This is a genomic window from Arcobacter rhizosphaerae, from assembly GCF_049472155.1.
In the GTDB taxonomy this organism is placed as follows: domain Bacteria; phylum Campylobacterota; class Campylobacteria; order Campylobacterales; family Arcobacteraceae; genus Arcobacter_B.
Genome location: NZ_JBMOVW010000002.1, coordinates 123,363 through 136,527, shown reverse-complemented (window position 1 = coordinate 136,527; position 13,165 = coordinate 123,363). Strand labels below are relative to the sequence as shown.

6 protein-coding genes are annotated in these 13,165 nt (G+C 27.0%); 4 read left to right on the top strand and 2 right to left on the bottom strand.

The window, feature by feature from the left end; translation table 11 throughout:
• The 4 genes from ACH5BH_RS03685 to ACH5BH_RS03670 all read left to right on the top strand — a co-directional run bounded on the left by ACH5BH_RS03685 (window position 1) and on the right by ACH5BH_RS03670 (window position 7,733).
• Window positions 1-2,070 (top strand): ATP-dependent helicase, encoded by a 2,070-nt coding sequence (locus ACH5BH_RS03685; protein WP_404306499.1) that lies wholly within the window; start codon window positions 1-3, stop codon window positions 2,068-2,070.
• 68 nt (window positions 2,071-2,138) lie between these two features.
• Window positions 2,139-4,772 (top strand): valine--tRNA ligase, encoded by a 2,634-nt coding sequence (locus ACH5BH_RS03680; RefSeq protein ID WP_423297499.1) that lies wholly within the window; start codon window positions 2,139-2,141, stop codon window positions 4,770-4,772.
• A gap of 26 nt (window positions 4,773-4,798) precedes the next feature.
• On the top strand, window positions 4,799-5,563 hold the full coding sequence (locus ACH5BH_RS03675; protein WP_423297498.1) for a hypothetical protein: 765 nt from the start codon (window positions 4,799-4,801) through the stop codon (window positions 5,561-5,563).
• Between the two features lie 61 nt (window positions 5,564-5,624).
• Window positions 5,625-7,733: a sensor histidine kinase gene (locus tag ACH5BH_RS03670; protein ID WP_423297497.1), complete on the top strand. Its 2,109-nt coding sequence runs from the start codon at window positions 5,625-5,627 to the stop codon at window positions 7,731-7,733.
• Here the strand turns inward: ACH5BH_RS03670 and ACH5BH_RS03665 are convergent.
• Window positions 7,730-10,822, bottom strand: coding sequence for an efflux RND transporter permease subunit (locus ACH5BH_RS03665; RefSeq protein ID WP_423297496.1), 3,093 nt, complete (start codon window positions 10,820-10,822; stop codon window positions 7,730-7,732). The two genes, ACH5BH_RS03670 and ACH5BH_RS03665, sit on opposite strands and share 4 nt — an antisense overlap.
• A gap of 94 nt (window positions 10,823-10,916) precedes the next feature.
• Window positions 10,917-13,154: a bifunctional diguanylate cyclase/phosphodiesterase gene (locus ACH5BH_RS03660; protein ID WP_423297495.1), complete on the bottom strand. Its 2,238-nt coding sequence runs from the start codon at window positions 13,152-13,154 to the stop codon at window positions 10,917-10,919.
• Window positions 13,155-13,165 lie beyond the last annotated feature (11 nt).

The window sequence follows — 13,165 nt, the reverse complement described above, 5'->3', positions numbered from 1 at the left end:
ATGCCATTATCAAATCTAAATGAAGAACAACTAGAAGCCGCAACTTGTGATAGAGGTTTTAATCTTATTATTGCTAGTGCAGGAACTGGAAAAACATCTACAATTGTTGGAAGAATAGCAAATCTTATTAATAATGGTGTAGAGCCTAAAGAAATACTTTTATTAACTTTTACAAACAAAGCAGCAGCTGAAATGGTACAGCGTGTGGGTAAGTTTTTTGGTAAAGATGTAGCCAAACAAATTATGGCCGGAACTTTTCACTCTGTTTCATATAAACTATTAAAAGAGTTAGAAAAAAATATAACTTTAAAGCAACCAAATGAATTAAAAACTTTGTTTAAATCTCTTTATGAAAAAAGAGTTTTTTATGAAAGAGAAGAGGGAGTAAATCCTTATGATGGTGGATACCTTTATGATATGTATTCACTTTATCTTAACTCAAATGAGGGTGAAGGCTTTGGGGAATGGGTAAAAAATAAGAACCCAGATCATGAACTTTATGTGATGATATATGAAGATGTAGTTTTAGAATTTAATGACCTTAAAAAGAAATATGGTTACGCAAATTTTGATGATTTACTAACTATTATGTTAGAAACTTTAGAAGAAGAAGAATTTGATTTTAAAGAAATTTTAGTTGATGAGTACCAAGATACAAACCCACTACAAGGTAGACTTTTAGATGGGTTTAGACCAAAATCTCTTTTTTGTGTAGGAGATTATGATCAAAGTATTTATGCTTTTAATGGCTCTGATATTGGTATTATTTCAACTTTTTCAAGTAGATATGACAAAGCAAAAGTATATACACTTAGAAAAAATTATCGATCTTCAAAACCAATACTTGATTTAGCAACAAAAGTAATAGAACACAACGAAAGAATTTATGAAAAAAATCTTGAAGTTATGAGAACTCAAACAAACCATAAACCAAGGCTTTTAGCTTTTAATGAGCTTTTTTCACAATATCATTATATTTCAGAGTTAATTTCTCAAACAGATACACCTCACAATGAAATAGCTATAATATTTAGAAATAATTCAAGTGCAGATGGTATTGAAGCTAACTTAAGAGAGTTTTCAATTCCTGCAAAGAGAAAAGGTGGAATGTCCTTTTTTGATTCTGTTGAGATTAAGTTTATTCTTGATATGTTAGTTATGCAACTTTCACATAATGATATGATGGCTTTTATTCACGTGCTTGAGCATGGGAAAGGTATTGGAAAAGCAATTGCTAAAGATATTTTTGATGCTTTGATAAAACTAGGTCATGGAGACTTATTTAAAGGTTTATTTTCACCTGATCAAGATATACGAAATCCTTATGAATCAAATAAAGTTAAAAACATACAGTTAGGTTTATTTGATGATTTTATTGAATTAGGATCAGTTTCAAAGTTTAAAGACTGTGGCTTTGAAGAAGCTTTTTTAGGTAATCCAATACTTAAACATCCTAAACTTTCTGTTGATGGAGCTAAATATGTATATGATTTTTATTTACTTTTAAAGCATTTAAGAAGAAGTCGAAATCCTGAAACATTAACTACAAATATTTCTTCATCAATGATGTATTCAAAAATAAAAGAGATATTAGCAACAAAAAGAGCTACTCAAAAAGATGGAACAATAAATGTAATACAAAAAACAAAAGCTTTAGCAAAAATAAATAGAAAAATCATGCTTTTAAAAAATCTATCTAGAAACTTCAATGACCTATCAAAATTTGTAAATTCAATGATTTTAGGTGGAAGTGAAATGAGTGAAGGAGATGGAGTAAACCTTCTATCTGTTCATGCTAGTAAAGGCTTAGAGTTTAAAGAAGTTTATGTAATAGACCTTATGGATGGTAGGTTTCCAAATAGAAAGCTTATGAGTAAAGGTGGAAGCATAGAAGAAGAGAGACGACTTTTCTATGTAGCTGTTACCAGAGCAAAAGACATACTTTATTTATCTTTTGCAAAATATGACAAAATAAAAAAACTAACTTTTGTAGCAAGCCCATTTTTAAAAGAAGCAGGCTTAGTAAAAGGTGATGATGATGAAAAAATAGCAGGGGATCCTCAAATATAATATAAGGAAAAATTAGCTATAATCGCGCATATTTTAAAGAAAACATAACATTATAAATAGGAAGTTTTATGAGTAACAAATACGAACCATCAAAAGTTGAAGATAGCTATTATAAGATTTGTGAAGATAGAGGTTACTTCGAAATCGATGGAAATAAAAATATACAAGAACTAGATGAAAATGGGAAACAAAAAACTTTCTCAATCATGATGCCACCACCAAATGTAACAGGTTCATTACATATTGGTCATGCTCTTACATTTACATTACAAGATATTATTACTAGATATAAAAGAATGGACGGGTTTAAAACTTTATGGCAACCTGGAACAGACCATGCTGGTATCGCTACACAAAATGTTGTTGAAAAACAACTTTTAGCTGAAGGTACTACTAAAGAAGAGATTGGTAGAGAAAAATTCTTAGAGAGAGCTTGGCTTCAAAAAGAAACTTCTGGTGGGAATATTGTACACCAAATGAGAAAACTTGGTGTTACTCCTGCTTGGAAACGTGAGAGATTTACAATGGATGAAGGTCTTAAAGAGGCTGTTAAAGAAGCATTTGTATCTCTTTACAATGATGGACATATCACTCAAAACAACTATATGGTAAACTGGTGTACACATGATGGTGCATTATCTGATATTGAAGTTGAGCACGAAGAAGTAAATGGTAAATTTTATCACATGATTTATAAGTTTGCAGATGGTTCAGGAGAGCTTCAAGTAGCAACTACTAGACCTGAAACATACTTTGGGGATACTGCTATTATGGTTCATCCAGATGATGAAAGATATACTGATATTGTTGGAAAAGAAGTATTATTACCACTTACTGATAGAAAAATCAAAGTTATTACAGATTCTCATGTTGACATGGAATTTGGAACAGGTGTTGTAAAAGTTACTCCTGCACATGATCAAAATGACTACGAGGTTGGTAAAAGACACAACTTAGAATTCATAAAATGTTTTGATGAAGCTGGTATTTTAAATGAATACTGTGGAGAATTCCAAGGATTAGAGAGACTTGAAGCTAGACCAGTTATCGTAAAAGCATTAGAAAATGCAGGGTATATTGTAAAAATTGAAGACCACGTACATCAAGTAGGTCACTGTTATAGATGTAAAAATATTGTTGAGCCATTTATTTCTCAACAATGGTTCTTAAGTGAGAAAGTTGCACAATCTTCAATTGAGAAAACAAAAGCACACAATAATTTCCACCCACAACACTGGATTAATTCATATACTGCTTGGATGGATGAATTAAGACCATGGTGTATTTCAAGACAGTTATGGTGGGGACATAGAATTCCTGTATTTACTTGTGATTCTTGTAATCATCAGTGGGCTGATAAAGCAGATGAGCCAGAAGCTTGTCCAAAATGTGGAAATAAACACTATACTCAAGACCCTGATGTACTAGATACTTGGTTCTCTTCTGCTTTATGGGCTATGTCACCACTTGGTTGGGGAAATAATGGAAAACTTCCTGAACTTTATAATTTAGAGCAAGATATGAAAGACTTCTATCCAAACTCTTTACTTATTACTGGATTTGATATTATGTTCTTCTGGGTTGCTAGAATGATGATGATGGGTGATCACTTCCAAGGTGAGTTACCATTTAAAGATATTTATATGCACGCACTTGTAAGAGATGAGTACGGTGCTAAAATGTCTAAATCAAAAGGTAATGTAATTGATCCTCTTGATATGGTTGAAGAACATTCAGCTGATATTATTAGATTTACATTAGCATACCTTGCAGTTCAAGGAAGAGATATTAAACTTGGTGCTAAAAACTTAGAGCAATTTAGAAACTTTACAAATAAACTTTATAATGCTTCTAATTTCTTAACATTAAATGTTGATACATTTGAAGATTTAAAAGATATTGAGATTCAAACAGCACTTGGTAAATATATGCAATCAAGACTTGCTCACGCAGTTGAAGATGTAAGAGAAGCATTAGAAGCCTTTAAATTTAATGAAGCTGCATCAATCCTTTATAAATTTGTATGGACTGAATTCTGTGATTGGGGTATTGAGTATTCTAAAGCTTCAAAAGACTCTATTTCAGAACTTGGATCTATTTTTAAAGAGACATTAAAATTAGTATCTCCATTTATGCCATTTATCTCTGATTACTTATATCACAAGTTATCAGGAACTTCATTAGAAGAGGGTGCAGAGTCTTTAATGGTTACTTCATTCCCTAAAAATATTGTAAAAGATGAAGAGACAGAAGCTATGTTTGAAATCATCGAAGAAGCAATTACAGCATTAAGAAGAGCAAAAGTTATTATTGATATGGGTAACTCAAAAATTGCTAAAGCTTATATAAAATTAGATAAAGAGATTGATACTGCTTTAGCAAAACCATTTATTGAAAAACTTGCTAAAGTTGAAGAGATTGAGTTTGTAAATGCAAAAGTTGAAAACTCAATTACAGATGTATCTGATAATTTAGAAGTATATTTACCAACAAGTGAAATTGATATGAGTCCAATTATTGATAAATTAACTAAACAAAAAGAGAAAACTCAAAAAGAATTTGATAAACTAAACGGAATGTTATCAAATGAAAGATTTGTAGCAAATGCTCCTGAGGCAGTTGTTGCAGAGAATAAAAAAGCATTAGAAGATGCAAAGACAAAATTAGAAAAAATTGAAAATGAATTAAAAGCTATTTCTTAATAGCTTTTAATAAAAAGGGCTTGAAAATGAGATTTAAAACAGTACTAAAAATTTGGTTATTAACACTATTTATTTTTCTTTTTCAAGGCTGTAGCTTAAATCAGTCCTCTTTGTCTAGTGTTATTCAAACTAACTCAGCAACTTTAGTAGCTACTTATAGAAATGAAGTTTTAAAAGATTTAAAAGAGTATAAAAGAAAATTAGATTTAAGAAATCCATACTCTTATAATCAAAAACTTTCAAAAAATATATATACACAAATATCTTCAAATCAAGACTATATAAATATAATTCAAGATGGTTATAAATTAGAAACTGCAAATGAGTATTTATACTATGCTTTTACTCAAAATGATATAGAAAATAGAAATGATTTTTTAATACTTGGAATGTACAAATTAATTTACAAAGCCTTTGATTTAGAGAATAAACATCAATTTATAGCTAGCCAATATAATAAAAAATATATGCAAGAGCTTTATACTTATTTACAAGTTATAAGGTGGAAAGTTAGACATGATAAAGATTTTAAAGGGGAGTATCTTTTTAATACTTGGCAGAACAACTGGCAATTAGAACTTATGAAAAAAGATAGTAATAATTTAAATATAATTAAAGAACTTGAATATATAAAAAATAAAAAAGAATCAATTTTTAATCATTCTAATTTTACTTTTGAAACTTTAATGGAAAGACTACTTTTAAATGTAAAGTATTCCTTAAGACAGGTTGATGTAGAACCCTATGAGTTAAGTATTTCTGCTATAAAAAGTTTTGCATTTATAATATAAAATTATATAAATAGAAGTTCTTTTATTATAAAATATAATAAAATATAATAAAAGAACACAAATGAACTACAAAAAAGATACTTACAAATTTATGTGGACCTTTGCCATTTTTTTGGTAGTGTCAATCCTTTTACTAAGCTTTTATATTATAAAAAAAGAGCAAACTTTAACTAATGAAATTTATGAATCACTTGTAAGTGATATTAAAAAAAGTACTAAGACATTAATAAATAATAAAAAAAATGCAAATACAGCAATATCAATTCCTCTTGTACGAGATACTCATATAATAAATGCAGTAAAAGAAAATACTTTTGATAATTTAGATTTAGAACTTTTGTCTTTGCAGTTGAAAGAAAACACTAATTATAAAAATTTGTGGTTACATATATTTGATTTAGATGGAAAATCACTTTATAAATCTTGGTTAAAAAATGAAAATGATTATCCCATAAATAATAAAAAAATAAATTTAGAAGAAAATAAAATACTTAAATTTATTGAAGTTTATGAATTTGGATTAGGTTTTAAAGCTTTAGTTCCTATTGTTTACAAAGATAAGACAATAGCTTATTTAGAAACTATTACTAAATTTAATTCAATATCAAAAAGTATTGATTCTCATGGTTTTAAAGCTATTGTAATAGCAAATAAAAAATATAAAGATAAGATAATTTATCCTTTTTCTAAAAAGTTTGTAGGTTCATATTATGTAGCTAATGTAGATGCCTTAGATAAAATTTTAAATATTTTATCTGAAAGTATTATTGATGAGTTATTAAAAGTTGATAATTATACAATTTTAGAAAATTTTTTATTTACAAAAGTGAAGATAGAAAATAACGCAGGTTATATTCTTTTATTTAAAGACATATCTTCAATCGATACACAAACAATAAGTGATTTTAAAAAACAAGTATTTTTATTGGCTATATTTTTATTGATTGTATTAATTTTTATAGTAGTTGTTTACTCTTATAGAAATTATATGAAAAACATGAATAAATTAAATAAAAATTTAATAAGAAGTGTTAGAAAGATAAAGGCTCAAAAAAATAAAACACAACTTTTATTAGACTCCCAATTAAATATAATTGTAATAACTGATGGAGAAGAAATAATAGATTCAAATCAACAGTTACTAAACTTTTTTCCAGAGTCAAAAACCTTAAAAGAGTTTAAAGAAAAATATACTTGTGTATGTACATTATTTGTTCCTTTTGAAAATGATGATTCTTATGTTTTAGAACAAGACTATGATGGTTTAAATTGGGCTGAATATGTTTTGGCAAATCCTACTAATTCTTTCAAGGCTGCTATGTATAATAGTAAAAATGAATTAAGACATTTTAAGTTAAATGTATCTCAAAATAATGTAGACAGTTTTATAATAGTTACATTAACAGATATAACCAATGAAATAAAACTGCAAAAAGAAGCAAAGCAAAAAGATAAACTTATTTTTCAACAAAGTAAAATGGCTTCAATCGCTCAAATGCTCAATAATATTGCACATCAATGGAGACAACCTTTAAATGTGATTACAACTTCTGCTAGTTCAATTCAACTATATAAACAACTAGGAAAATTAACTGATGAGGAGCTTAATAAGTCTTGTGTCTTGATTGTAAATAAAGCCAAATATTTATCTAATACAATTGAAAAATTTAGAGATTTTTTTGAGGTGGAAGACTCTTATGAGAAAGTGAAAATTAGTAAATTAGTGGGAGAAACTTTAGAATATATTGATTCAGTTATAAAAGAGAATAAGATAAATCTTGAGTTTGAAATACAAGAAGATTATGAAATAAAAGTTTATGAAAATGAATTTAAGCAAGCTTTATTAAAAATATTGGAAAATGCAATAGATTCAATAAATAGAAATAAAGAGTATAAAATAAAAGTAATCTATGTTAGTATTAAAGATTGTAAATTAATCATAAAAGATTCTGGAAAAGGAATCGACCCTTCTATAATGGAAAAAGTCTTTGATCCATATTTTACTACAAAACATAAAGCACAAGGTGTAGGACTTGGTTTATACATGGTGCAAGAAATACTTACTAAACAGATGAATTTTAAGATAGATTTTAAAAACACACAGTTTAAATATAGAAATAAAGAACTTACTGGTTTAAAATTTATAATTGATTTAAAACAAGAGAATTAACTCTTGTTTTTTCTTAGCTTATGAGTGATTGTATAAAGTACAGGTAAATATATTAGATTTAATATTGTTCCCCAAGCTAAACCAAAACCTAAAGCAATAGCTATGGGTTGAAAAATTACTGCTTGACCTGTTGGGAAGAAAATAAGAGAACTCATTCCAATAAGTGTTGTAATAGTTGTAATAATAATTGGTCTAAATCTTTTTGTTGCTCTTTGGAAAATTTCATCTAAAGTTTTTGCTTTTTTAAGATATGTCATCATAATAATACCGTCATTAATTACAACCCCTGCTAAGCCTAAAGCTCCAATCATAGATGGCATTGATAAATTTAATCCCATGATTTTATGTCCTAATAAAACTCCTAAAATTGAGAAAGGAATAATACTCATAACTATAAAAGTTTCCCTAAATGAGTTAAATAAATAAAGCATTGAAAGCATGATTAAGATTAAAGCTAAGGCAGTTGCTAATAACATATCATTTTTAAGGTTTTTCTTCTTTTCTGCTTCACCTTTTAGTATTACTCTGATACCATTTTCTTCTATTTTATTTAGTGTAGGTTGTATTTTGTCAAGCACTTCTGTTGCTGTGATAACATCTGGATCTACATTTGCATAAATGTAAAAGTTTTTTTCACCTTGATCTTTTATAAGTTGTTCAAAAGCCCTTATTGTATTTATTTCTACAACTTCATGCAATAATACATAAGTTCCATCATTTAAAGGTATTTGAGAGTTTTTAAAACTTTCAAAATCATCTTTATTTTTAGATTTTATTTTTATGTCAAGCATTTCTTTTTCATCAAAAGAAACACCTTTTTTCTTTAGTAAATACAAGTTTGAAAGGTATGAACCTATAAAAGATTCACTAAGTCCTAATGATTCTCCATAGTTGTTTACTTTTAGTTTTATTTCATCTATTCCAAATTTTAAAGAATTTGATACTGATTTTATTCCTTCAAGGTTATTTATTTCTTCATGTAAACTTTCAATTGTTTTTATGATTTTTTGGTTGTTATTTGAAACTAGACCAATTTTTATATCTGATTTTACAGGGCCTACTTTTCTTTCTAAAACAGAAATTTCTTCTAAGTTGTAGTATTCTTTAAATTTTTTCTTTTCAATAAATTTTTTAATTTTACTAGCTATTTGTTTAGATTTTTCAGTTCTTTCTCTACCCTCTTCATCATAATAAAAGCTAAGATTTGGAGTTACATATTTATCTAAAATATTTGCAGGTTTTGGTTTTTTAAGCTCTATAGTCATATACATAACATAAGGAAAATTCTCAGTATTTCCTCCTACATCTCTTCTAAATCCAGCAACTGAATCTATACTTTTTATTGAAAACTCTTTTTCTTTTTTCATAAATTCTTGCTCAATTTTTTGAACAATTTCAAATGCTTCTTCAAGACTTGTATTTGAGTTAGCTTTAAGTGTTATTTTTACATCCGAAGCATCAAATTTAGGAAATAATTGGAATTTCGAACTAGTAAATTCATAATAAGTAAAAAGAGGTACCATTATGATAAATATAGTTAAAAAAGTTTTTTTCCAGTTCATAAAAAAGTGAATAATAGCACTATAAACCTTATTTGCTTTTTCCCAAGAAGTAACTTTTGCACCATTTTTTAAAGTATGTGCGGCATGAATTGGTAAGAAAATAAAAGATTCAATTAATGAAGCTACAACTAAAGCACTAAGTGCAATAGGAATTAACTTCATAACTTCACCCATTGTACCACTAATCATAAGTACAGGCAAAAAAGAAAATAGAGTAGTTAATGAAGCAATAGTAACAGGTTTTACCATTTCACTAGCACCCATAATAGCTGCTTGTTTTGGAGGGTGTCCTTCTTCTATGTGTTGTTGTATATTTTCACTTACAACAATAGCATCATCAACTACAATACCAATAGCAATTAAAACTCCTACTAAAGATATCATATTAATTGTATAACCACTAAAATACATATAAATAGCTGCAATTACAAAAGATGTAGGAATACCTATTGCTATAATAATTGACATTCTAAAGTTAATTAGAATCATCACTAAAATAGTAATAAGAATAATTCCTAAAAGAATATTAGATACTACAATATTTAATCTATCTGCTATTCTTTCACTATTATCATCTGCAATAGTGATATTTATATCTGAATTTTGTTTCTCTAAATTTGGAAGTAGTTTTTTTATTTCTTTTACAATAGTTAGTGCATCAGCACTTTCACTTTGTTCTATAGCTAAAGATAAAGCATTTTTTCCATTAAATGAATAAAGAGTAGAGGCGTCTTCATACTTTTTTGATATAGTTGCTATATCTTTTACATATATATTTTTATTACTTACTTTTATAAGAGTATTTCCAAAATCAATTGCATTTTTTGCACCATTGTTAGTCGATATATAATAATGTTTTTTAGGATCTTCTATTTTTCCAACTGGAAAAATATATGATAATGTTGATATGGCATTAAAAATTTCATTTTTGTTTAAGCCTAAAGCTTCGATTTTTTTATCATTTAATAAAACTTCAAAGTATTTATCAGAATCTCCATAAATTGTAATATCATTAACACCTTCAATATTTAAAATTTTACTTTTTAATTCATCTGCAAAAGGTTTTAACTCATCTGTACTATATTTTGAAGAAGTAAGTGAAATATCAAGTACAGAATGACTTCTTTCAAGTACATTTACACTTGGTTCATCCATATCAGAGGGTAGGTTGGATTTAACTAATGTGATAGTATCTTTAATTTTATCAGCTTCGTTGTATTTATTTTTACCTTTTTTTAATTCTAAAATAATAGAAAAACGACCTGGTGATATTATTGTAGTCATAGTATCAACACTATCAAGGTTTTTAAGATTATCTTCAATTTCAGCAACAGCCATTTTATCTAAAATATCAACAGAAGCACCTACGTAAGATCCTCTTATTGAAATCATATCAAGTTCAAAGCTGGGAAAAATTTCTTTTGCAGTTTTATTATAAGACCAAACTCCAATGGCAAAAACTAAAATAAATAAAGTATAGTTTACTCTTGAGTTATTTACAAAGAATTTTAATAGTTTATCAAACATTTATAACCTTTTTATCTAATAAAAAAGAATTATATTATAGGTTTATTAATCTATTATTAACGTCTTTTTCTTCTTTTAAGCTAAGTAGATAAAATTATCTACTTGCCCCATAAAGATTATATTTTTCTATAGTTTTTAAGTCTTCTTCATCTTTTACATTTTCTGCAAATACTTTTATATTTAATAGTGATGACAGTTCAGATATTGCTTCTACAAAACTTTGTTTTGATACATCATTACATATATTATTTGTATAATCTCTTGCTAATCTAATATAATCTAAATTAAAATCTTTGATATTGTCAAGAGGAATAAATTTAGTCTCAAATCTTTTTATAATGATTTTTGCTCCTGATTTATGAATCTCATCTGCAAAGAATTTAAACTTATTCACATCTTTTGCTGCTGCATAAGCTGTAATAGAAAATACAAGTTGATTTGCTATATTTTTATGTTTTAAAAGTGTTTTTTCAAGCCAAGCTATGAAGGCTGTGTTGTTTATAGATTCTAATGATAAGTTAACAGAAATTTCATGTTTAATACTATTTATTATGATATAGTTTATTACTTTTTCAATAACATTCATATCAAATTGCATAATTTTCTCATATCTTTCAGCAATTGATACAAAAGTTCCTATTGGAATATCATTATTATTTTTGTCTTTTGCACTAGTAAAGGCTTCTTGCATTAAAATCTTTGGTTCTTCATTTTCTGTTTTTATGCAAGAAAGACTTTTTGCATCTGAGATATATTTTACGTCAAACTTTGAATTTTCAATAATATCAAAGATTAATTCTCTCCATGATTCCATATCTCTTGATAAGTCATTTTTATCTCTGATATAAGCTTCATTAGAGCCAATTATTGTAGCTTTTTCATAGGCTTCATTCGCTGCTTGAAGCATTTCAGGAATTGTTCCTATTTGATTAAATGGAGTTGCTCCTATATGAACAATATCTTTTTTATTGTATTCAAATGATAATTTTTCAAAATTTTCTTTTAGCTTTTTTGTAAATAAAACAGCATCATCATAAGAGAAGTTTTTCCCAATCATCGCAAACTCTGAACCAAAAAATCTATAAGCTTTTGAAGTGCATTTTTTATTTTCTAATTTTGTTGTTTTTAAAATAGTAGCAAACTTTTTTATAAAAGTATTAACTTCTTGATTTGTATGAGATTTAGCAAAAGTAGCTAAATCAAATATTTTAATTACAAAAACGTAACCATCATCTTTGTGAATAAACATACTTTTCATATCAGTTTCAAAACTTTGTTTTAATTCTAAAGAAGTTACTTCATCTTTTGATAATTTTTTTGTAATTGATTCTAAATTTTTATTCAATTTATTAATAATAGCTTCTATTTTTGTAGACATTTCATTCATTGATAGTGCTACATTTTTTATTTCAGTTGTCCAAGGAAGCTCTTTGATAGTATCAAATTTACCAATAGCAATTGATTGTGCTAATTTCTCAATTTTTTTAAGAGGTTTTAATAAATATTGAACAAATATAAATAAAATAAGCATTGAAACTAAAAATGCAACAAGAGCGTAAATAATAGCACCTTTAAACTGTTCGTATAGTTTTGCATAAGCTTCTCCTGCATTTGCACTTACATAAATAATAGCTGTGGTTTTCCAACCATCAGAAATTTCACTATATTGTTCTTCTAGGTTAATAGATATTAGTTTTAAAAACCAAGTTGGAACATAATCAAACTTTTCATCTCTTTGTACTTGTGCAATAACTTTATTTATTGTAAGGTTAGCAAAAGTGTCTATTGTTTGTCCCTTTTCATTTGTAACAGTAAAATTAAAAGTTATATTTCCTCCGTCTTTATATTCAGATGTAGGAATAAATGAATATCTTTTTTCTTCAAGAGTAAAATCTGATTCTTCATTCGTTTCTACATTTTCTAGTTGAGATAACTCTTGAGATATTTCTAAATCAGATGAAAGCTCTTGTATTTTTCCAAATTCTTTATCAACACTTATGCTTTTTATTTTCCAATTTAGATTATCTAAGTCTGATGAAGCTTCAATAAGTTGTGTTTGGTTTATTGTGAAGTTAGCATCTTCAAGTCTTATTTCCTTATAAAAGCCTCTATTTGCTATGGCATTAATAATTGTTTTAATCTCAACGCTTTGTTTATCATGAACTAGAGGTTTTAATGTCATTCCTAAAGATGTTGCAGTATCTTGTGCTTTTGTGATAGATTCACTTTGTAAATACTCTTTAGTATTGTTTACACTTATAATAAAGTTACCAAAAAATATCATAAAAAAGATAAAGGCGATTATAATATACAACTGTTTTGATAAAGACATAGTTTTTCCTT

Coding starts and splice junctions, on each gene's coding strand:
- ACH5BH_RS03685 (WP_404306499.1), top strand. CDS start 1: ATGCCATTATCAAATCTAAATGAAGAACAACTAGAAGCCGCAACTTGT.
- ACH5BH_RS03660 (WP_423297495.1), bottom strand. CDS start 13,154: ATGTCTTTATCAAAACAGTTGTATATTATAATCGCCTTTATCTTTTTT.
- ACH5BH_RS03680 (WP_423297499.1), top strand. CDS start 2,139: ATGAGTAACAAATACGAACCATCAAAAGTTGAAGATAGCTATTATAAG.
- ACH5BH_RS03665 (WP_423297496.1), bottom strand. CDS start 10,822: ATGTTTGATAAACTATTAAAATTCTTTGTAAATAACTCAAGAGTAAAC.
- ACH5BH_RS03670 (WP_423297497.1), top strand. CDS start 5,625: ATGAACTACAAAAAAGATACTTACAAATTTATGTGGACCTTTGCCATT.
- ACH5BH_RS03675 (WP_423297498.1), top strand. CDS start 4,799: ATGAGATTTAAAACAGTACTAAAAATTTGGTTATTAACACTATTTATT.